A 21,452-nucleotide genomic window follows, 5' to 3' on the forward strand; every position below is an offset into this window, starting at 1 on the left:
TTAAAATGCAATTCTTGTCGTCCTGATACTTCCCGTGCATGAACTACTACTCACCTGACGATAGTCACCTGAAGCGGCGTTCCCAACGCTTCGTTCGTCGCATGTTTATCATGCGTCAGCTCGGCACGATTTTATGTTTTTTCCCAATCCTCTCAGTACTGATGGAGATGGATCGTGATTTGGCGTTTAGCGCCCTGTTATTTGTGAATGCGTTTCTCTGGCCGTGGTTGGCGTATCGCCGCGCGTTGCGGGCCGAAGATTCCACCACCACCGAACGGCATAATTTAACCCTCGACGCTGCCTTCGGTGGTATTTGGGTGGCGCTAATGGCGCTGAGCCCGCTGCCTTCATTTGTCATCATGGCGGTGCTGGCCTCGGATCGCTATGCGGCGGGCGGTGCCGCGCAGTTAATTGCAGCGATGCAGGCATTTATTTGCGGCTTTGTCATGGTATGGCTGATGGATGGCGCAGGCGTAAACCTGACATTCAGTACGCAAACCGTCTGGCTGACCTTGCCGCTCGCGACCTGTTACATGCTGGTACTCAGCGTCACGTCGTACAATCTCACCTGGCAACTGCGCAAACGTAATCGTGAACTGGAACGTATAGCGCTGATGGATCCCGGCCTGGAAATTCCCAATCGTCGCCTGTTTGAGCGTCGGCTGGAGAGCGAATTTCTCAGCACGCGTCGTGGCGATAGCACCGGTTATTTGCTGCTGATGGATCTCGATTATTTCAAAACAGTAAATGATACGTGGGGCCATGAAGCGGGGGATTTCCTGCTGGCAGAAATCTCCGCACTGCTGCGTAATCATGTGGGATTGCAGGATATTCCGGCACGTTTTGGCGGCGATGAGCTGGGCGTAATTGTGCATCATGCCAGCGATGAATCGGTAGTGGCGCTGGCCCAACGATTGCAGGAAAAGATCGCGCAGGTGCGCTTACCGGCGTCGGCGGAGTTTCGTTGCTCGGTGAGTATTGGTATTGCATCGGCAGCGCATGCAGAATCCATTCGTCACTGGCTGCGGCATGCCGATGAAGCGCTGTATGAGGTGAAACGCGCCGGACGCAACGGCGTGCGCTTATGGCAACCGTCGCTGGCCGGCGCGGCCTGAATTATACGAACTCGGGTTCGCAGTTCACCGTAAAGTTAAGCGAGTTCGCAATGAAACAGGCTTCATGCGCCTGATGATGCAATTCACGCGCGCGGTCCGCGTCCGCCGGATCGCGCAACGCAATACGCGGTTTCAACGTGATGCTGGTAAACCGGCCGCGCGTGCCCTCAATCATTGTCCCTTCCGCCGCATCTTCATAGGCTTCCACCATAATGCCTGCGTCAGAACAGAGATGCAGATACCACAATTTGTGGCACGCCGAGGCCGATGCCAGCAGTAACTCTTCCGGATTCCAGCGCGCCGCATCACCGCGAAACGCCGGATCGGCGCTCAGTGCAACCGTCTCTTTGCCAGCGGCAATCAGCTCCGCGTTACGGTCGTAAGCGGTATAAGATGCGGTACCGTTGCCGCGGTTGCCAGTCCAGCGCACTGTGACCTGATAATGGTGTTCCTTTGCTGCCATTTCTGATGCTCCTTTTATAACGGAAGAGGCACGCAGTCTAACCTGTGTCCAGCAAGGTCGCCATTTATGTCAGATCAGCACGTATGTATGCAGGTGCGCATGAATGCGCCCCCTTCAATAACCTGCCAAATAAACGTAGGGTCGCCATTCATGGCGACCAGAAATCAAACACGAGCGGCAAATCCTCATCAATCCGTTTACCAACATGCAATAGTAAAACGCATAAAAAAAATAAAGTTATAGCAAATATTGCCGATAACCTTTTTCGCATTTATCAGAAGACCATTCCATCTTATATCTCTTGAACTTCACTCTTTCATTTTTGTTGGTTTTTTAAGATTTGAATAAGGAAATTTTATGAAGTGTTTAAACGCCTTGTTAATCCCCGTAGTTCTGAGCCTTTCAGGTTGCTCTAATTTATTCCCTGAACCCAAACAATTCACACCGCCAACTGAAAATTCTGATGTGGCAAAAATTCGTCTTATCGGTGCACCAATGAGTTATGCATTGTATCAGACTGACAGTTCAGGTAAAAAAACCGGTGGATGGGTCTTAAAGCATAATGCATATCTTAATCCTTTTTTAGGTTCTACAAAGGATATCGGATTACCAAAAATAACAGGCAAGAAATATCAGGACGATTATGTCGAGACATTGCTTGTTCCTGATGAAAAAACCATCATTCATCACTCATTATATCAGGGGTGTCATGTGAATCTGCCGTTTGTCCCTGAAAAGAAAAAAATTTATGAAGCTCATATCAGCTATGGCGATAAGACAGGATATTGTGTTCTATACCTCAAGGAAGTTGTGCTTGATAGTGTAAATGGAATCTACGTTGAAAAGGCACTTTCAAAATGAAATGGGGGAGATTAATTCTCACAGGATCGATTTTCGCGCTCGTCTCTTCATGTGCAGCTAACGTTGATCGTACAAAAGAGACTCGGCTTTCAGACTATTCAGAGAAAGAAATCAAGCAGAAACTCGTCCCTGAAGTGACGAGCCGTAAAGAAGTACTGCTCACTTTTGGCACTCCGATAAATTCAGTAAATTATAATAATGCTAAGCGTTGGGAATATTACTCTAAAATTGTTGATAGACGCATCTATTTCCTCATCCCATTAATCAATGACAGAGAGCAATCTCTCACTGTCGATTTTTCAGATAAAGGAATAATCACAGCTTATCACTATGATGAAAAGTGATTGCGAAGTTTGAACTACCAACATTCCGCAACAACGCCATTTATTGCGCAATAACCTGCCGAATAATCGTTGGGTCGCCATTGATGGCGACCGTTTGAAGCATTACTCACTCATTGGCATCGCTAAAGTGTATGCGCTTGATGACATCAATTTTCATCGATGCAGATGGGATTTTCGAGGCGCTATTAGGTAAAATCAGGGAATCGTTAGCGTTTTTTAGGGTAAATTTAAAATGTTAGAGACAAACCGCCTGATCCTCCGACAGTGGCAGGAAAAGGATTTACAACCTTTTGCCGAACTCAACGCCGATCCTGAAGTAATGAAGTATTTCCCAAAAGCGCTGAGTCGCCAGGAAAGCGACAACGTCGTTGCAAGATTCATGGATATGATTCTTTCAAACCAGGGTTGGGGTTTTTGGGCCGTTGAAATGAAAGACTCCGTCGAATTTGTCGGCAGTGTGGGTTTAGCACATCAGCCAGATCGCTTCGACTTTTCACCCTGCACGGAAATTGGCTGGCGAATTAATAAAAAATTCTGGGGGCAGGGAATTGCCAAAGAAGCCGCCGAAGCATCGCTGGCTTATGCGTTTGATGTTTTGCATCTTCCCGAGGTCGTTTCGTTTACCAGCATTCATAACACGCCATCTGAGAATCTGATGAAGCGATTGGGGATGCAGAAAAAAACTACCTTTCTCCATCCCGCATTACCTGCCGATCACGCGCTGGCTAAGCATGTGCTATATAAGATTTCCCACGAGAACTTTATTGACTCGCCTCTCTAAACCCGGCGTCAGTAAATGTCGCCCGCACATGAGGAAGACTCTGCGGATAATTTTGCTGAATAAACTCAATCATCTTTTCCCGCACGTAACAGCGTAAATCCCAGGCGGTGGGGGAATTTTGCGCCGTCATTAATAGTCTGATGGTCATGGTTTTATCGGTGGTATCCGTAACCTGTAGCACCTGAGTTTGTTGATCCCAAAGTTTGGTTTCACTAAGGACTTTTTCAAAATGCTTGCGCAGAGGATCTAATGGCATGGAATAATCGAGGTAGAGAAAAACCGAGCCTAATATTTGGGCGTTATTGCGCGTCCAGTTCTGGAAGGCATTTTCGGTAAAGTAGGTAATGGGCAGAACCAGACGGCGCAGGTCCCAGATACGCACCACCACATACGTCAGGTTGATCTCTTCAATCCAGCCCCATTCATTTTCCACTACCACGGCATCATCAATTTTTATGGGTTGCGTAAAGGCAATCTGAATACCGGCAAACAAGTTAACCAGCGACTTCTGCAGCGCAAAGCCAATGATAATACCGGCAACGCCAGCACCGGCGAGAATGGTGGTGCCGAATTTTCGCACGCCAGGGAAACTAAGGAGAATCAGTGAAAGACATAACGTCACCAGTACGACGATTGCGACTTTTTTCACATACATTATCTGCGTGCGGATTTTTCGCGCGCGAAGGTTATTTGAGAGATTAATATCATAGCGAATGAACAGCATATCCTGCGCCACGTTAATCAATCGAATTATCACAGAGCAGAAGGATAGAATAATAAATATATTAATGGTGGTCGTGATAAAGTTCAGGGAGCCAGGCTGGATATTAACAGAATTAAGCCCTGTACTGATTAACAGCAAAGGTATAAACAGAAACATCGAACCACGCAGATGCTTTTCCAGTGATTTGAATAGTTTTCTGTCACGATTCTGCCAGTAGCGAATAAACCTGAGCAGGATAAATCGCGCCAGAAAACCCACTGCGAGTGAGAGCGTGACAAGTAACACAGCAGGCACCCAAGTTGGCGCACCCGATAACTCATCAAATAATAATGGCATTACTTTCCCTTTTATTAAGCCAACAACCAAGGTTGTCAGATAAGTTAAAAATTCAGTAACCATTCTTTAATCGGTTATCTGCAGATTATTTCTTTACGCTTATCAGTATAGACGCTGTGGCAGGCTTGGTTGTCAGGTGGGCATCGGTCGCCATTAATGGCGACCCTACGATGGATTGGCGGGGATTTTGTAGGGTGCGCATTCATGCGCACCTATTGTGAAAACTGGCAAATCAGTCACTTTCAACGCTATAACTTTAGCTGACTGCCCAAAATAGCATCGGCTTCCTGCAACGTAACATCGAGCCCGGCAGACGGTGTGAAGGTCAATTCACCAAAAATAACGTTACCATTGAGAAGGTAAAAATCAGCGCGGACAAATTTAAAATCCGATGCCAGTTTAACCGCATATTCTTTCATTTCATGGAAACCTTCGGGCATTTTCGGATAACTGTTGGCATTGATTAATTCAACAGTATCTTCAAAGGGAAGCGGGTTCCAGTTCATGTCAAAATAATAGAACTTAGGTTTGCCGTTTTCTCGCTCCATGCAAACCATCACCGCATAAGGTTTTCCATTGAAACAGTAAAATTTGTAATCCTCTGGAAAACCTCCACGCTCATTCTCAATATATTTTTCGCATAATATTTTTCGGTCTATTTTCTTATACTGCGGTTCAATGAAATGGGATGAGAAATCCTGCTTCAACCACTTATTGAGTTGCTTGTTGGTTTTATCAATGTCCAGTGAAGCTTTGTTGTCACAAATGATGTTATAGCCTGCGCCATGGTTACACTTGAGGGCAAACTTATCGGGTAATGCGCGGTAGTCAATGTCCTGCGGATCATCATACACGCCATAGAGTTGGTTAAGTATTTCACCACACCCTTTCGCTGTAACATACTCCCGCACCTTATACTTATCTGCGCACAACGTATAAATGTCACCTTTTAATTCATTAAATTTAAGCCACTGAATTTTTTCATTGAAATTGATTGGGTTGGTTAAGTTCAGCTTTTTCTTGAACTTAATGTAGTAGTGAGTTTTTGCGCAAAATTCTGGGTACATGTGAGCGCTGATTTTTAATGCGGATTTGACTGTGTGTTTTATCATTTTCATTAAAATTATCTCAGTTTGAAAATGTTAAGATGCATTTTGATGATTGTTTTATTTCTGAAAAAGTAATTGAGTAAAGTGCAAGACAAAATCTCAACGATCAAAAAACAGTATGCAGCCCCATTAATCCCGTAAGAATTAATCATTAGCCAGGATAGCGGTATGGTTAAGACACAGCATAAAAACATCTTTTTAGCCAGGTAACTGTATCCGGACTCTTTTATCATATAGCGATAACAAATTGTGCCTAATGCAGAGAACATCGTGCCAATGATAATAATGGGAATGATATTTACCGAATCCATATACTTATCGCCATACAATAAATGGATAAAGTAAGCACCAAAAATATAGAATCCACCTAAGGCAATAAGCGAAAACAGGATGACAATGCGATTGATTTTAATCAGCAGCATTTCAACGGTGATTTGATCTTTTTCGCTGTAGATCTTTGAGAAGAAGCTTGTTATTAATGCCAGCACGATAAATGACCAGGCACCTCCTATGGTTAACGCGACGCTATAAACGCCCAGGTTTGAGTAAGAGAGAATTTTTGCCAGAAAAATACTCGATATCTGCGTGTAGATGTCCGCAGATAGACTCGACAGAATCAGCGCTCCTCCGGTAAACAGCATATGCCGGTTATACACACCGGCGCCCTTACGATTGTTGTGTACTTTTGTGGTGTAGTTAAAATAGAGGAGACGCAAGATGTAAGGTATCAGCGGGATGAGAATAATCGGCAGGGTGAAGTAGTACACTGGCAGTTTAAAGTGTGAAATATAGAACCGAATCACCAGAGCAACAGATAAGCCAATCACATTAGTGATGGTGTTGATTTTTGATTTTAACTGGGTGTTATTGTAGATGGAAAAGAAGTCCATCACGATATAGTACGTAGCAATACCGTTGGCCACACCAAATAAAAACACAATGATGTCGGTGAAAAAATAGAGATAGATCAACACTGAGCTTGATGACAGCAGGAAGAAAATACGCCGTTGATTTTGCGTGTGCATCGCTAACGCAATTCCTGACTTAGTATTTTCACTCATGCGCTTAAACAGGATGTTCTGACCACCAAACCACGACAGCGTTTGCACAAATATAAATAGAGAAGTCGAAATGTTGATCTTACCAAAGTCTTCAGGGCCAATGTATTTTGCCATCAGTGCATTGATATAGATAAGCCCGATGATATTGACCGACTTTTCTAACATGATCCATATTGAGTTAGAGTACATTGCTCGTTTCTCATATCCATAGCAGTATTGATGATGTTCAGCGCGAGTAATGAATCATCAGCAATATGAAACTTTTTTGCTATATGCGTTAATGTTATGTTTTATTGCAGTATGCTCATATATGAGCAGCGCTCAATGTCATATTATTTATTTATACTTGATTAATTTGGTTGACAGTGTGGCTGCTGAAATTGAATTAGTGAAGGGTTTTTTGATTAATCAGATTAATGACGTGCATTCTCAAATAATGAGTCCATTATTTAATGCTATTCGACTATGGATAATGTGACGATGATCGTTTTTAATAGCGCCAATACTTTCTGATGAAGCCTGCAGACGATATTTACTAATACGGTGGAACTGCGGACTATATAAACAAGAAGCGCCGGGCAGCTATGCCCGGCACTGTATTGCCGCTTAGCGGAATGAATAGCCCAGATTGACCAGACCGTAGAAGCCGCCAGACTCTCCACCGTGAAGCGCTTCGGAATATCCACCTTGTACGCCGAGCTTAACATTCTCACGTATTTGCGCGTTTACGCCACCGTTCAGGCCGATACTGGTGCCTGAAAGGTCAGTGCGGAATGAAGCCGTTGAATCTGAAACGCCCTGCACAGAGGCTGATACGTTGCTATGGCCACCAAAAGACTGTGTCAGTGAAGGTGTGACCCACCAGAGCACTTTCGCCGGGCTGTTCAGAGGAGCACCGATCCTCAATCCCGCCTGAACGGACTGGCGGCGACTGTCAGACCAGTCCAGTGATGCGGCATCGTCCTGTGCATTATCCAGTGAAATGCCCTGGATGGTGTATTGCAGTTGTGGCTCAAGCGACAGGGTAGGAGTCAGCATGAACGCCTGTCCAGCCTGTGCCGAAGCAAGCCAACCGGTGCCTGATGTCGACAACCGCGTGCCGTCATTGGAGGCCGTGGAAATGCTGTGATGGCTTACCTGCAACAGGCCATCCAAACGCAATCCTTCAAGGCTCTGACCTGAAAGATAGGCGCCACCCGTGTAGACGGTATCACGATCGGTGCCCGCTTCACTTTTCCCACCATCACGCCAGACGTCACTGCGCATCAACCCGGTTGCACCGTAAATACCGGCACGCCAGTCGGCAGTGGATCCCGAGAACTGCCAGAGGTCGCCGCCAATTTGCAGGAAGCTATAAGCGCCGCTGCTTTCCGGAACCCCGCCGCCAGTCAGGCTGCCATTATTGTCGTGACGCAACTGACCTGCCACCACGCGGCCCCACATACGGCTGTCCTGGGCATAATGGAAACGTGTATCGGCGGTGCCTGCAACCAGGCGGTCATAATCGAACGAAAGAGCAGGAAGTGCAGCATAGCTCCACATGCCATCACGGTAGTTGACTGTGTTACTGACCGGCGTACCTGTTCCGCTGTCCTGATCCGGTGTGCCCGGCGTTGCAGGTGTTGCAGGCGTGGCAGGTGTTGAGGTACTGATTTGCTGGGAGGTCAGATACCAACTCTGATCGGCATTACGGTAAAGACTGTAGGAATAGGCGCCTGCTACCAGCGGCTGGTTAAGACTGAAGGCTCCTGAATCTGTTGTTGCACCGTTAATCGCACTGACCAGGTTGATCCCGTTTCCAGTGGTTTGTGCACCAAGTCCGCCGCGGTTTAGCACTCGCAGACTTGTGCTGCCCGTCGCCTGACCGCCATCAATGATCAATTTATCGGTAGGTGAACTGCTGTTGCCTGCAACGGTATTCAGGGTAATGGTCCCCCCATTGCCAACAAGATTGGTCACGGTGAGCGTGCGAGGAGTGAACGTACCCTGAGGTGCGGCAAAAACAATGCTGCCGGCATTGGTCAGCGTGTCAACCAACGAGTCGCCCGTAATATTCCAGGTACTGCTGCTGTCGATGTTGACATCGGTCGGGTCGATGATACCCGTCAGGCTGGCACTGTTCACCAGAGATAGTGATGTGCCGGAGATCGCCACTATGTCAGTGGTGGCCTGCAAACCATCCATAATCAGCGAACCGGCATTCAGATTGACCTGCGACTGAGCAAGGGTGCCACCGAGCGTCAGCGTGCCGCTTCCGTTCTTAGTCAACTGACCGGTACCAGACAGATTAGTATCCAGGGACATGTCGCTGGCTGTATCGTAAGCTGTCGTACCGTTGTTCACAAAATGATTGTCGGCAAGTGTCAGAATTCCTCCATCAGCTATATTCAGCAGTCCGCCAGCCTGAACGGTGGTATCTGTCGCGGTTCCTCCACTGTTGACCGACAAAGAACCGCCGCTATTAATCATCGCCTGTTTTGCGACGCCGCCGTCAAACACGGAAAGTGCGCCACCGGAGTTAACCGTCGTTGAAATAGCGGTACCGTAAACCTGCTGCTCACCACCGGCATTGGCAGTTGTACCATTGGCCGTGCCTCCAGCCATTACGCGTTGCACACCACCATTATTTACCACACTGCCGGAAGCGCTGCCGTTCACGTACTCGGCGCCGCCCTGATTAATAATGGTACTCTCTGAAGAATCCGTGGCGTCTACGGTTAATGAGCCGTTGTTCTCAAGCAGCACGTTTTTAGCATGGCCTGAGATGATCGAAAATTCGCCCAGCGCGTTTGTGCCGCTTAATGTAGCACCGGTGAAAGTATTGAGACGGCCGCCGGCATTAATGACCAGATCTGTCGCGTTAGCACCCTCGAAAGCATAAAGGGTGCCACCTGAATTAATGGTTGCCTGTGAGGCTGACCCACCAGTAAAAATTTGCATGTAAGCAGCGTCTTTAACGGTGGTGAGGCTTGCGCTGCCGCCACTGTAAACATACTCAGCACCGCCCGAGTTCACCTGAGTGGAGGTGGCGGTGCCGTAGATGCCCTGAGAAGCATTTGCTTCAATAATTGTACCGGTGGAGGAACCGCCGCTACTGACGTACTGGACCCCGCCTGACTTCACTGTGGTATCGATTGCCGAGCCGCTGACCCGCTGCGTCCCGCCTGCAATGACCGCTGACACCGCATTGGCTCCGGAGTAAATAGTCTGGGTGCCCCAAGCATCAATGAGCGCAGATTCACTTGTTCCACTGATAACGTACTCAAGACCACCGGATGTCACGTGGGTCGACTGTGTTGTCCCGCCAAGAACCAGAAGGGAGCCACCGTTATTAACGGTAGTCGATGTCACGTTGCCATAAACTTCCTGCTGTGCACGGCTATTAACAGTGGAGCCCGAAACATGCGCACCAACATAAATGATTTCAGAACCACCATTCAGGATGGTACCGGTGGCGCTGCCGCCGCTGTTTACGTACTGTCTGCCTGAAGAGTTGACAATAGTAGAAACTGCGCTGCCTCCGCTGGAAACAACAATGTTGGAAAGGTTTACGCCGTTACCTACGTTACTGCTGGTCACCAACCCGCCGTTGTTCACGTTCAGGTTTCCACCGCTGATCACCGAGATATTGTTGGCAATGTCTCCGTTATTCAGCGTTAAGCTACCCGAGCTCACTGTCGTGCCATCATAGGTCGTAGCGGCGGCAGTACCTGCCATTCCCATCAGGAGGAGTGTGCCGACGATGCGCTTCACGGCCATCGGTGGTCGCCCACCGCATCCAGCACGTTCTGACGCAACAACCCACGCCTGGCGCGCAGCGCTCCAGACAATTCTGTAAGCCTTATTCATGTCCCTGCCTCTTATAAGTTTTGTTCCCTGCGAGTAAATGTCGATTACGCATGGGTGGTTTAGTTACGTTTTTTGATTTCCACGGATTTGCGCGTCGAGACGGTCAATCACGCCATTTACTTGTCTACCGGTGATAAGCCGGGTGCACTCGAACTGTCGATCAGTTCCCTTGTGACGGGGACACCAGAAGTAGTCCTGGTGATCGAATTTTTCATGCATGCTGTCCCAGCATCCGCTGCAGCCATGGCTGCTGAACACCCGCCAGGGGGTGAAGAACTCAGCGCCTGGCAGCGTGAAGCCGCTGATCAGCACCACGGGAATCTGCGACGCCCAGGCAAGCCATGAGAGGCCGCTGGATAGGCCAATAAAGAAGCTCGCGTGTGTCAGCAGATCCACTCGGTCCTGCAGCGGAAGGTTGCCGGTGAAGTCTTCCGCACCGTAAGGGATGTGATTCCAGACAAAACCGTGGCCTGTCGTTGGGTCGCGATCAATGCAAAGGACTCGGTAGCCCAGCGTTTTAAGGTGTGTTACCACCTCGGCCCAGCCGCGGCCGTTGTTCCAGAATTTGGCCTGGCAGGTTGACTGCACACCAATACAGACGTAGGGCTCGGCGATCGTTCGCGGGGCGCTGAGATTAAGCCGAGGCGCTTCTTCCCGATGGTCGACGCCCAGAATGTGCCCGGCGATACGGTGAAAACCGGTCTGACGAAAATCGAGTGGTTGATGGGTATCGTTCCCGCCAAAAAATAAACCGATGCGGTAAGTGGCATAAGGCGCGCACGCCGCCTCTGCAGGAGTCGAAAAACGAATGTCGGGGTACTGGCCTTCCAGTAGTGTGATGATGTTGGGCGCCATACTGCACTCAAGTCTGCATCCATGTTGAGTGCGAAAGCGTTCGGCGTAATGGAACCACCCTAGCAGGTCACCCAGTGTGCCGACTGGAAATGAAATCAACACATGCTGATCCCTGAGCGAAAGCACTTCATCAAGCAGAGGTGAGGTCTCATCACCACGCCAGACCCGAATGCGAAAGCGGATGTAATACTTTTTAGCAGACGTTACCCAGCCTGCGCTGGATTCGCAGTGGAACAGAATATTGCCTGAATCCTCATCTATGAGCGCAACGCGCCAGCGGCCTTCCGGCAGCAAGACACGGGCACCATCGTTAAAGTCGTAACGAATGCCTGCCGGTCCCTCCCGGCTTGGAAGCATGGGTGCACTAACGAAAGGATATTGTGTCGTCTCCTGAACCTTTGAAAGTGCGTTATGGGCAGCGACCTGCAGAGGGGGATTTTGAGTCATGGCTCAGCCTCTGATTAAAATTGAGCGCACGAAGCGCACGGTGCGCACGGAGCGCATCGAGTGCAGGCCACAAGCCGGAGATGAGATGGTCTGATTCATAGATAACCCGCCCTGGGAAATAAGAATTTTCTTATTGGTGTTGTTCTTGAGGGTGGTTATCGGAACTGTTTAGTAATTATTTAGAGTGAAAAAAAACTAATCATCTGCACCTTTGTTTCGGGCATTGAAGCAGGCCTGCAATGATTTCTGTGCGCCAATGGAAAATGGTTTTTTGTTAACGGGAGTGATAACAGTTTGAAAATTAGAGGGGTTAAAAAAACACACGTAGATGAGATGTTCAGAGAAGCTCAAGGACAATATAGGATCACTTTTGGCAGGCTAATAAGTATGCATCTGACCTGCCAATCCACTCACCTAAAACCCCTTAAAGCGTCAGTCGAATAAACGCCTGAATATCCTCAACAGCTTCACGATGTTTGGCCGGACTAGGACTGATCATCAGGCTGTCGGCATAGCCGTTAAGCATGGCGCCGAACTGGCGTGTAAAACGTCCGCTTTTAACAGGCCGGTAAATACCTTGAGCAATCCCTTCCTCAACGATGGTGGTGATGAAATGGGTCCACTTATTAATAAACAACTCTGCTAGATCAGCAAAGGCTTTATCGCGCCCCGCCATCTGCCAGAGTGAGCCGTAAAGCTGCCAGACGGCGTCCGGGGCATCCGGCAAATAGTTTTCAATGGCAGTATTGAGTTTGTCAGCAGGTAGCGTTGATTCAATTGATCGCGAAAAGTCATCCAGCTCGTTCTGTAAATACCTTGTCAGAGCTTCGATGCATAGCGTGTGCCAGTCGCTGAAATAATAATAAATATGGCTACGGGAGATTGAGAGCCTTTCGGTGAGTTCGCGCGTTGAAACGTTCTCGATACCTTTCTCTATGAATAGCGCGGCAGCGCCCTCCAATATGCGCGCTTTTAACGCTTCCTTGGTTTCTTTCATATTGCGGCTCCGTTGACTTTGAGCAGTTGCTCAAATAGACTTCTTATCAGAATTTGAGCATTCGCTCAAATTAATATTAACAGAAATTGATCCTATGCAAACGCATGAAATTATTGAACCGGTCAACGTTACCGGCAGCGCGGTTAATACCCTTAAAAACATTGGACGCCGTCATTACAGAAAGCTTTTCTTTACCTTATTGCTGGTTATCGCCGAAAACGTGACCTATCTGCTTTATCCATTGCTGGCCGGTTTTGCCATCAATGCTATCGTCGCAGGTAAGGCATGGCATGCCGTATTTTATGCCCTGATGGTTTTTACCATGTGGGTGATTGGTGCCGCCAGGCGCAGCCTTGATACGCGCACTTTCGCGCGAATTTATGCTGAACTGGCGGTGCCGGTTATCGTGGCCCAGCGTCGGGAAAATCACAGTCATTCAACCATCGCCGCCCGTGTTGCGCTTTCAAGGGAGTTCGTCGACTTCTTTGAAAAACATCTGCCAGTGTTGATTACTTCCCTGGCTTCTATCACCGGGGCGGCGTTAATGTTGTTGGCGATTGAATTCTGGTCGGGCATCGCCTGCCTGGCCGTTTTAGTGTTCTTTTCGTTTTTTCTGCCTGGTTACACCAATAAAAATGAGGCCCTATTTTTCCGGCTTAATGGTCGACTTGAAAAAGAAGTGGGCTTTGTCAGCAGTGCGCCGGTGGCCTCTTTGAGCAGACATTATCGGGTGTTGGCGGGGCTGCGTATCCGCCTGTCCGATCGCGAAGCGATGGGATATCTTTCGATTGGCGCGGTCACCGCTGTATTATTTGCCATGACCATTTTCGCCATGGCTTTACGCGGTGGGACCGATGCCGGCCATATTTATTCCGTCATGACTTATCTCTGGATGTTCGCGATGAGCCTTGATGATGGGCCCCAACTACTGGAGAAATATTCCCAGCTGAAAGATATAGGGAAAAGGGTGAAGACTGATCCTATCTGAAGCCGCTGAAGGACGGCAACCGCTCGATCCCGTAGGGTCGCCATTTATGGCGACCAGGCGCGCATAGTCCTTTCACTCCTGCACACGCTCAAAGGTCGCAATTACCCGATCAATATGCTTCTTCATCGCATTTCTCGCTGCTTTGGCATCACGTTTCTCCAGCGCGGAAAGAATCGCCATATGCTCGGATTCTGAAACAAACGGCATATCACTAGGCGTGTAGTGCGCCTGCAACATACGGAACATGCTGCCATAGCGATGGCCGAGCAGGTGGCCGATGATAAATCCATAGGCAGGATTGCCGCTCGCCTGGGCAATGCGGATATGGAACAGGCGGTCGCCGGGATGGGTGCGCGATTGCGCGCGGTTATCCTCGCAGTTTTGCTGATAAGCCGCGCGGATCAGCGCCAGTTCCTGCTCGCTGGCATGCACCGCAGCAAGCGCAGCGGCTTCCGGCTCAATTAGACGGCGGGCTTGCAACAGTGAGAACGGCGGTAGCTCGGTGGAGAAATCCAGGTTGATGCCCAGTTCATCGTCCGGCTCATTCCATTGATCGCGTCCGGCCTGCATCATCACCGGCTCCTGCGTACTGGAACGCGCTTTCACGATCACGCCATTGCCGACCTTCACATCCACAAGACCAATCACCTCAAGCGCGATCAGCGCTTCACGCACCGATGCACGACTGACCTGCAGCTGTTCAGCCAACTCACGCTCTGCTGGCAGGCGGCTGCCGGGCGGAAATTCGTTATTGTCGATAAGTGCAATGAGTTGGTCTGCTATTTGTCTGTAAAGCCTCGGGTTTTCCATCTTTTTGATCGGCATTGCGCTGCTCCCTGTCTAAATAAATTAAGTGATCAGTTGCACAAATAATCGTCAGGACACTTGTCAATGTTACGTAATTGTCAATAAAACGTAATGCGTAAGCGAAAAAGTAGCCAGCGATATTTTGCTCTCCCGCTGGGAAGAAATCACCTTTCAATGGCCTGACCATTAGATCTTTGGACCAGAGGAAATGCAATGAATTTACATGGAAAACGCGTGCTGATTACCGCTGCCGGACAAGGCATTGGTTTGGCCAGCGCGCGCTACTTTGCTCAGCAAGGCGCAGATGTGATTGCCAGCGATATCAACATTGCCGCGCTGCATGATTTGCCCGGCATTCGCGCCTATCAGCTGGACGTCACCGATCGCCAGGCGATCAGCGCAGCGGCGCAGGAACTCGGTACGCTGGATGTGCTGTTCAACTGCGCCGGCGTGGTTCACAGCGGCAGCCTGCTGGAATGCAGCGAACAGGAGTGGCAGTTCGCGCTCGACCTCAACGTCACGGCGATGTTTCGCATGATTCAGGCGTTTCTGCCCACGATGCTGCAACAGCAGCATGGGTCGATCATCAACATGTCATCGGTGGCATCAAGTGTGAAAGGCGTGGTCAATCGCTTCGCCTACAGCGCCACCAAAGCGGCAGTAATTGGCCTGACGCGTTCGGTGGCAGCGGATTACATTGGTAATGGCATCCGCTGTAACGCCATTTGCCCCGGCACCATCGATTCACCCTCACTGCGTCAGCGCATTGCCGCGCAGGCGCAGGCGGAAGGGCGCAGCGAAACTGAGGTTTATAACGCCTTTGTCGCACGTCAGCCGATTGGCCGTATCGGCACCACAGAAGAGATCGCTTATCTGGCGGCCTATCTGGCTTCCGATGCCAGCGCTTATACCACCGGCACCGCACAGATTATTGATGGCGGCTGGAGCAACTAACAGGAGTGGAAGAATGAAATTATTACGTGTCGGCGAACCGGGCAAAGAGCGTCCGGCAATGCTGGATGAGCAGGGCGAACTACGCGATTTGTCGCATTTCATCGATGATTTGGCGGGCGATGCGCTGCTGCCGTCCGCGCTGGAAAGACTGCGCCAGCTACCGCTCAGCGAACTGCCAAAAATCAGCGGTCAGCCGCGCATTGGTGCCTGCGTCGGACAGATTGGCAAGTTCATCTGTATCGGCCTGAACTACGCCGATCACGCCGCCGAAACCGGCGCCGACATTCCGCTCGAGCCGGTGGTGTTTGGAAAATGGACCAGCGCGGTAGTCGGGCCGAATGATGCGGTGCGCATTCCGCGCGGCTCGGTGAAAACCGACTGGGAAGTGGAACTGGGCGTGGTGATCGGCAAAGGCGGCAGCTACATCGCCGAAGAGGATGCGCTGTCGCATGTCGCGGGCTACTGCGTGGTTAACGACGTCTCGGAGCGTGAATATCAGATCGAACGCGGTGGCACCTGGGACAAAGGCAAAGGCTGCGACACCTTTGGCCCGATCGGTCCCTGGCTGGTGACCGCCGATGAGATTGCCGATCCGCAGCAGCTCGATCTGTGGCTGGAGGTTGACGGCAAGCGCTATCAAAACGGTAACACGCGCACCATGATCTTTTCGGTCGCGCACATCATCAGCTACCTCAGCCGTTTTATGAGTTTGCAGCCAGGCGACATCATCTCAACCGGCACGCCGCCGGGCGTCGGCATGGGGCAGAAACCGCCGGTCTACTTGCGTGCAGGGCAAGTTATCCGATTGGGCATCGCCGGGCTGGGCGAGCAGCGTCAAATCACCGAGGGCAGCGAATAATGACCAAACTTACGGCACTGCGCGTGGAAGATATCCGTTTTCCCACGTCCCAACATCTCGACGGTTCGGATGCGATGAATCCCGACCCGGATTATTCCGCCGCTTACGTCATCATCGAGACCGATAACGCCGCAATCAGCGGTCACGGTTTGACCTTCACCATTGGGCGCGGCAATGAGATTTGCTGTGCCGCAATATGTGCGCTGGAACACTTGATCGTCGGCCGTCAACTGGAGTCGATTGTCGCCGATATGGGGCAATTTTGGCGTGATATCACCGGCGACAGCCAGCTGCGCTGGATCGGCCCGGATAAAGGCGCAATTCATCTGGCGACCGGCGCGGTGGTCAACGCGGTATGGGATTTATGGGCGAAATCAGAAGAGAAGCCGCTGTGGCGGCTGGTGGCCGATATGTCGCCGCAGGAACTGGTGCGCTGCATCGATTTCCGTTATCTCACCGACTGCATCACGCCGGACGAAGCCCTAGCATTGCTGACGGCGCAGCAGGCGGGCAAAGCGGAGCGCATCCGCCAGCTCGAGCAGCACGGATATCCTTGCTATACCACGTCGGCGGGCTGGCTTGGCTACGATGACGAGAAACTGCGCCGTCTTTGCCAGCAGGCAGTCGATGCCGGGTTCTCCCACATCAAGCTGAAAGTGGGGCGCGACCTCGAGGATGATATTCGCCGCGTGCGCATTGCGCGCGAAGTGTTGGGGCCGGATCGTCAACTGATGATCGATGCTAACCAGGTTTGGGAAGTGAATGATGCGGTGGATTGGGTACAACAGCTGGCGTTCGCGCGTCCGTGGTTTATCGAAGAACCCACCAGCCCGGACGATATCGAAGGACATCGCAAAATTCGTCAGGGCGTTGCGCCGGTTAAGGTCGCTACCGGGGAAATGTGCCAGAACCGCATCATCTTTAAGCAGCTGATTATGCGTGAGGCGATTGATGTGGTGCAGATCGATGCCTGTCGTCTCGGCGGCGTGAACGAAGTGTTGGCGGTGATGCTGATGGCGGCGAAATACCAGCTGCCGGTGTGCCCGCATGCGGGCGGCGTTGGGCTGTGCGAATACGTTCAGCATCTGTCGATGATCGACTTTGTTTGTATTGCCGGCAGCCATGAAGGCCGGGTCATCGAGTACGTCGATCATCTGCACGAACATTTCCTTAATCCGTGCGAAATCCGCGGCGCGGCTTATATGCCGCCCACCGCGCCTGGCTTCTCAATCGAAATGTATCCCGCTTCGCGCGAGCAATATCGCTATCGCGCGCAGGGAGGCTGACGTGCGAATTGACGCTCATCAGCATTTCTGGCGTTACGACGCGGCGGACTTTCCGTGGATCACGGATTCCATGACGCGTCTGCAACAGGATTATCTGCCGGACGATCTCGCACCGCTGCTGACGCAACATGAGTTGCAGGTTTCGATTGCGGTACAGGCGCGGCAGTGTGTAGCGGAGACGCAGCAGCTGTTGCAATGGGCGCAGCAGCAACCGGCAACGCAGGTGATTGGCTGGATCGACGTCACCGCCGCAGATTTGGCGGAGCAATTGACGGCATTGCAACATCCGTTGCTGCGCGGTTTTCGTCATCAGGTGCAGGATGAACAGGATCCCGCCGCATGGTTGCGGCAACCGCGCGTGGCAACCGGCATCACGCAGATTCAGCGGCGAGATTACGTGTGGGAAATGCTGGTGACCTGGCGACATCTGGCCGATGCCACGCGCTTTGCCGCGCAGCACGATCGCCACTGGCTGGTGCTCGATCACCTGGGAAAACCGGATATTGCGCGCGGCGCACAGGCGTGGGGCGAGCAGGTTGCAGAACTGGCCGCGATGCCGCACGTGGTGTGCAAATTGTCCGGATTGGTCACCGAAGCACCGCACGGTCAGTGGAGCAGCGCGCAGCTGCGGCCCTTTATCGATGAGGCGCTGGCGCGTTTTGGTCCGCATCGCCTGATGTTTGGTTCAGACTGGCCAGTTTGCCTGCTGGCAGCGGAATATCACGCGGTGGCGCAGTTAGTTGACGACGCGCTAGCGGAGCTGTCTGCCGATGAACAGGCCGCCATTTGGGGCAACACCGCCGCGCAGGTTTACAGCCTGACAGGAGAGAAGAATGAATCTGTTTTTGCAGGATAAAGTGATTATCGTCACCGGCGGCGGATCGGGCATTGGTGCCGCCATCTCACGTCTGCTGGCGGAAGAGGGCGCGATTCCCGTCATCGTCAGTAACGCACAACCAGATGAGATGTGGCTGGCTGCGTTGCGCGAATTGCAGCCACAAAGCGAAGTGCTGCTCGCCGATCTCTGCGACGAGCATAACTGCCAGCAAGCGGTGGAAGCCGTGCAGCAGCAGTTTGGCCGCATCGACGGGCTAGTAAATAACGCTGGCGTCAATGATGGCGTTGGGCTGGAAGCCGGGCGCAGCGCCTTTGTGGCCTCGCTGGAAAAGAACCTCATCCACTATTACCAGATGACGCATTTCTGCCAGCAGGCGCTGGAAAACAGCCGCGGATCGATCGTCAATATTGCGTCCAAAACCGCGCTGAGCGGGCAGGGCGGCACCAGCGGCTACTGCGCGGCGAAAGGAGCGATTCTGTCACTGACACGCGAATGGGCATTATCACTGCGACACAGCGGCGTGCGGGTCAACGCCGTAGTGCCCGCTGAAGTGATGACGCCGCTGTACGAACGCTGGATCGGCACCTTCGCCGATCCGCAATCCGAACTGGAGAAAATCACCCAGCGTATTCCGCTCGGCCAACGCATGACCACGCCGCAAGAGATCGCTAACACCGTGGTGTTTTTGCTGTCGTCGCGCGCTTCGCACACCACCGGCGAATGGCTAAGCGTCGATGGCGGCTATCTGCATCTTGATCGGGCGCTGTTATGAGTGGCGCATCCAGGCGTTATTGTCTGGCGCTGGATCTGGTGGACGATGCAGAGAAGATCGCCGAGTACCAGCGCCTGCATCAGCGCATCTGGCCGGAAGTGGCGCAGCATTTGCGCCAGCACGGCATCGAAAATATGGAGATTTACCGTCTTGGCACCCGACTTTTTATGCTGATGGAGGTGAACGATCGCTTTAACACGCATGATTTTGCTCAGGCTTCTGAGCAGGATCCGCATATTCAGCGCTGGGAAGCGCTGATGTGGCAGTTCCAACAGCCAACGCCCTGGACGCCCGAAGGGGAAAAATGGGTGGCGATGGCGCGAATATTCTCTTTGCAGGACCAATAACCACACTTACCGACTGTACCCTACGAGGATATAACCATGTCTACACAACGCGTCGAGACGCCTGAAAATATGGGCGTCAGGGGAACTATTAGCCTGCGCTGGGCGTTCATGCTAATTACCACCCTGTTTTTTATGTGGGGCGTGTCATACGGCCTGCTGGATGTGCTGAATAAACACTTTCAGGAAACGTTAAACGTCACCAAAGCCCAATCGGGATTATTACAGGCGGCTTATTTCGGTGCCTATTTTATTGTCGCGCTGCCAGCCGGTTATTTTATGCAGCGTCACGGTTATAAAGCCGGAATATTGGCGGGGTTATCGTTGTATGCGATTGGCGCACTGCTGTTTGTGCCGGCGGCGATGGTCAATAACTTCTCGGTATTCCTGTTAGCGCTGTTCGTGCTGGCGTGTGGACTGGGCTGCCTTGAAACCGCCGCTAACCCATATGCCACGGTGTTGGGCGATCCCAACGGCGCGGAACGTCGTCTCAATCTGGCGCAGTCCTTTAACGGGTTAGGGCAGTTTGTTGGACCGATGATTGGCGGCTCGCTGTTCTTCACGCACGCTAGCGCTGATGCAGCGCAAGAGAGCGTCAAAATCACCTATGTGGTGATTGCGTGTGTGGTTATCGCCATCGCGCTGTTATTTAAACGCACCGCGTTGCCTGATATTCGTGAATCCGCCAGCCAACATATTCAGCAGCCCGGCGCGACTTTATGGCAACAAAAACATTTTGTCGGCGGCGTAATTGCGCAGTTCTTTTATGTTGCCGCGCAGGTTGGCGTGGGCGCCTTCTTTATTAACTACGCCACCGAACACTGGCACGGTGTGACCAACCAAAGCGCGGCTTATATGCTTTCGGTTGCGATGATCTGCTTTATGCTCGGACGTTTCTTCTCAACCTGGTTATTGGGCCGGGTCAAACCGGCTGCAATGCTGGCGGCTTACGCGCTCATCAACATCGTGCTGTGCGCGATTGTGATGCTGGGCGCAGGCGATGTTTCCGTGGTTGCATTGATCGCCATCTTCTTCTTTATGTCCACCATGTTCCCAACCATCTTTGCCATGGGCGTTAAAAATCTTGGCGAATCCACCAAACAGGCTAGCTCGTTTATGATCATGGCGATTGTCGGCGGCGCGATCATGCCCTATTTCATGGGCCTGCTCTCTGACCACGTCAGTACCGCCGTGGCATACAGTTTGCCGCTGCTGTGCTTTGTGGTGGTGCTGGCCTATGCGTTGAGGCAGCGCAAGCATTCATGAGGGATGCCACATATAAAGTATTTCGCCAAATTGCCGATGACTGTTTCTGGCTTTTTAGCTACTCAATATTCGTATTAATCAGGAGAGCAAGATGGATGTATCACAAATTACATCACTGGCTACCGGCCTTGATAACATGGAACTGGCGAATAAAATCAGCACGCTAGTGCTGAAGAAGACGCTGGATAATCAGCAATCGATGGCATCTGGCATTCTGGATTCGATACCTCAGTTGCCGGCAAATCCGGCAATTGGGCGCAACATTAATACCACTGCCTGAAGTCATCTTTAACGGTCTTATGGAGGGATGTCGGTCTGGCATCACTCCACCCATCATTCCACATTGCCCAGCGCTCTATTTTTACAGCGTGCTCGTTATGAACCTTGTCACAAAAT

Annotated in this window: 21 protein-coding genes; 13 read left to right on the forward strand and 8 right to left on the reverse strand. The window is 51.2% G+C overall.

Going from position 1 to position 21,452, the window contains the following annotated elements:
- Window positions 1–38 precede the first annotated feature (38 nt).
- A complete protein-coding gene (locus AC6I8A_RS19735; RefSeq protein ID WP_436331733.1) occupies window positions 39–1,115 on the forward strand; it encodes a diguanylate cyclase in 1,077 nt (358 codons plus the stop codon).
- 1 nt (window position 1,116) lies between these two features.
- On the opposite strand, the gene AC6I8A_RS19740 is transcribed toward AC6I8A_RS19735, so the two are convergent.
- Window positions 1,117–1,578 (reverse strand): OsmC family protein, encoded by a 462-nt coding sequence (locus tag AC6I8A_RS19740; protein ID WP_497818994.1) that lies wholly within the window; start codon window positions 1,576–1,578, stop codon window positions 1,117–1,119.
- A 357-nt stretch (window positions 1,579–1,935) separates the two neighbouring features.
- On the opposite strand from AC6I8A_RS19740, the gene AC6I8A_RS19745 reads away from it, so the two are divergent.
- From AC6I8A_RS19745 to AC6I8A_RS19755, 3 genes are all read left to right on the forward strand, one after another.
- Entirely contained in the window at window positions 1,936–2,439 is a 504-nt protein-coding gene (locus AC6I8A_RS19745; protein ID WP_265301823.1) for a hypothetical protein, read from the forward strand.
- Entirely contained in the window at window positions 2,436–2,783 is a 348-nt protein-coding gene (gene bamE / locus AC6I8A_RS19750; RefSeq protein ID WP_265301821.1) for an outer membrane protein assembly factor BamE domain-containing protein, read from the forward strand. The genes AC6I8A_RS19745 and bamE overlap by 4 nt, the downstream gene beginning before the upstream one ends.
- A gap of 232 nt (window positions 2,784–3,015) precedes the next feature.
- Complete coding sequence (locus AC6I8A_RS19755; protein ID WP_497818995.1) at window positions 3,016–3,564, forward strand: GNAT family N-acetyltransferase; 549 nt, start codon at window positions 3,016–3,018, stop codon at window positions 3,562–3,564.
- On the opposite strand, the gene AC6I8A_RS19760 is transcribed toward AC6I8A_RS19755, so the two are convergent.
- The 6 genes from AC6I8A_RS19760 to AC6I8A_RS19785 form a co-directional block, all read right to left on the reverse strand.
- Window positions 3,545–4,624 carry a mechanosensitive ion channel family protein gene (locus AC6I8A_RS19760; protein ID WP_497819337.1) on the reverse strand — a complete coding sequence of 360 codons (1,080 nt, stop codon included), beginning with the start codon at window positions 4,622–4,624 and terminating at the stop codon, window positions 3,545–3,547. The genes AC6I8A_RS19755 and AC6I8A_RS19760 overlap by 20 nt on opposite strands.
- A 248-nt stretch (window positions 4,625–4,872) precedes the next feature.
- On the reverse strand, window positions 4,873–5,742 hold the full coding sequence (locus tag AC6I8A_RS19765; RefSeq protein ID WP_293792436.1) for an ATP-grasp fold amidoligase family protein: 870 nt from the start codon (window positions 5,740–5,742) through the stop codon (window positions 4,873–4,875).
- A 5-nt stretch (window positions 5,743–5,747) separates the two neighbouring features.
- Window positions 5,748–6,983: an oligosaccharide flippase family protein gene (locus AC6I8A_RS19770; RefSeq protein ID WP_265301816.1), complete on the reverse strand. Its 1,236-nt coding sequence runs from the start codon at window positions 6,981–6,983 to the stop codon at window positions 5,748–5,750.
- 417 nt (window positions 6,984–7,400) lie between these two features.
- Complete coding sequence (locus AC6I8A_RS19775; RefSeq protein WP_497818996.1) at window positions 7,401–10,643, reverse strand: AIDA repeat-containing protein; 3,243 nt, start codon at window positions 10,641–10,643, stop codon at window positions 7,401–7,403.
- Window positions 10,644–10,706: 63 nt separating this feature from the next.
- A complete protein-coding gene (locus tag AC6I8A_RS19780) occupies window positions 10,707–11,855 on the reverse strand; it encodes an autotransporter strand-loop-strand O-heptosyltransferase (protein WP_256699158.1) in 1,149 nt (382 codons plus the stop codon).
- Window positions 11,856–12,369: 514 nt separating this feature from the next.
- Window positions 12,370–12,942 carry a TetR/AcrR family transcriptional regulator gene (locus tag AC6I8A_RS19785; RefSeq protein WP_497818997.1) on the reverse strand — a complete coding sequence of 191 codons (573 nt, stop codon included), beginning with the start codon at window positions 12,940–12,942 and terminating at the stop codon, window positions 12,370–12,372.
- Window positions 12,943–13,036: 94 nt separating this feature from the next.
- Between AC6I8A_RS19785 and AC6I8A_RS19790 the strand changes: the two genes are divergently transcribed.
- On the forward strand, window positions 13,037–13,930 hold the full coding sequence (locus AC6I8A_RS19790; protein WP_256698991.1) for an ABC transporter six-transmembrane domain-containing protein: 894 nt from the start codon (window positions 13,037–13,039) through the stop codon (window positions 13,928–13,930).
- Window positions 13,931–14,002: 72 nt separating this feature from the next.
- Here the strand turns inward: AC6I8A_RS19790 and AC6I8A_RS19795 are convergent, their stop codons facing one another.
- On the reverse strand, window positions 14,003–14,755 hold the full coding sequence (locus AC6I8A_RS19795; protein ID WP_256698990.1) for a FadR/GntR family transcriptional regulator: 753 nt from the start codon (window positions 14,753–14,755) through the stop codon (window positions 14,003–14,005).
- A 195-nt stretch (window positions 14,756–14,950) separates the two neighbouring features.
- On the opposite strand from AC6I8A_RS19795, the gene AC6I8A_RS19800 reads away from it, so the two are divergent.
- The 8 genes from AC6I8A_RS19800 (at window position 14,951) to AC6I8A_RS19835 (ending at window position 21,336) form a co-directional block, all read left to right on the forward strand.
- Window positions 14,951–15,691 (forward strand): SDR family oxidoreductase, encoded by a 741-nt coding sequence (locus tag AC6I8A_RS19800; protein WP_265301810.1) that lies wholly within the window; start codon window positions 14,951–14,953, stop codon window positions 15,689–15,691.
- 13 nt (window positions 15,692–15,704) lie between these two features.
- On the forward strand, window positions 15,705–16,550 hold the full coding sequence (locus AC6I8A_RS19805) for a fumarylacetoacetate hydrolase family protein (RefSeq protein ID WP_277966511.1): 846 nt from the start codon (window positions 15,705–15,707) through the stop codon (window positions 16,548–16,550).
- Window positions 16,550–17,836, forward strand: coding sequence for an L-fuconate dehydratase (locus tag AC6I8A_RS19810; RefSeq protein WP_436331728.1), 1,287 nt, complete (start codon window positions 16,550–16,552; stop codon window positions 17,834–17,836). The genes AC6I8A_RS19805 and AC6I8A_RS19810 overlap by 1 nt, the downstream gene beginning before the upstream one ends.
- A gap of 1 nt (window position 17,837) precedes the next feature.
- Complete coding sequence (locus AC6I8A_RS19815) at window positions 17,838–18,692, forward strand: amidohydrolase family protein (protein ID WP_479485694.1); 855 nt, start codon at window positions 17,838–17,840, stop codon at window positions 18,690–18,692.
- Window positions 18,670–19,446 (forward strand): L-fucose dehydrogenase, encoded by a 777-nt coding sequence (locus tag AC6I8A_RS19820; protein WP_293792428.1) that lies wholly within the window; start codon window positions 18,670–18,672, stop codon window positions 19,444–19,446. The genes AC6I8A_RS19815 and AC6I8A_RS19820 overlap by 23 nt, the downstream gene beginning before the upstream one ends.
- Window positions 19,443–19,793: an L-rhamnose mutarotase gene (locus tag AC6I8A_RS19825; RefSeq protein ID WP_497818998.1), complete on the forward strand. Its 351-nt coding sequence runs from the start codon at window positions 19,443–19,445 to the stop codon at window positions 19,791–19,793. Before AC6I8A_RS19820 ends, AC6I8A_RS19825 begins: the two co-directional genes overlap by 4 nt.
- 36 nt (window positions 19,794–19,829) lie before the next feature.
- Window positions 19,830–21,056, forward strand: a complete 1,227-nt coding sequence (fucP, locus tag AC6I8A_RS19830) for an L-fucose:H+ symporter permease (RefSeq protein ID WP_497818999.1) — start codon at window positions 19,830–19,832, stop codon at window positions 21,054–21,056.
- A 91-nt stretch (window positions 21,057–21,147) separates the two neighbouring features.
- Window positions 21,148–21,336, forward strand: coding sequence for a YjfB family protein (locus AC6I8A_RS19835; RefSeq protein ID WP_110867097.1), 189 nt, complete (start codon window positions 21,148–21,150; stop codon window positions 21,334–21,336).
- The last annotated feature ends 116 nt before the right edge of the window (window positions 21,337–21,452 follow it).

The sequence above is a fragment of the Pantoea sp. X-Soil-ISGK-275 genome, assembly GCF_059730795.1.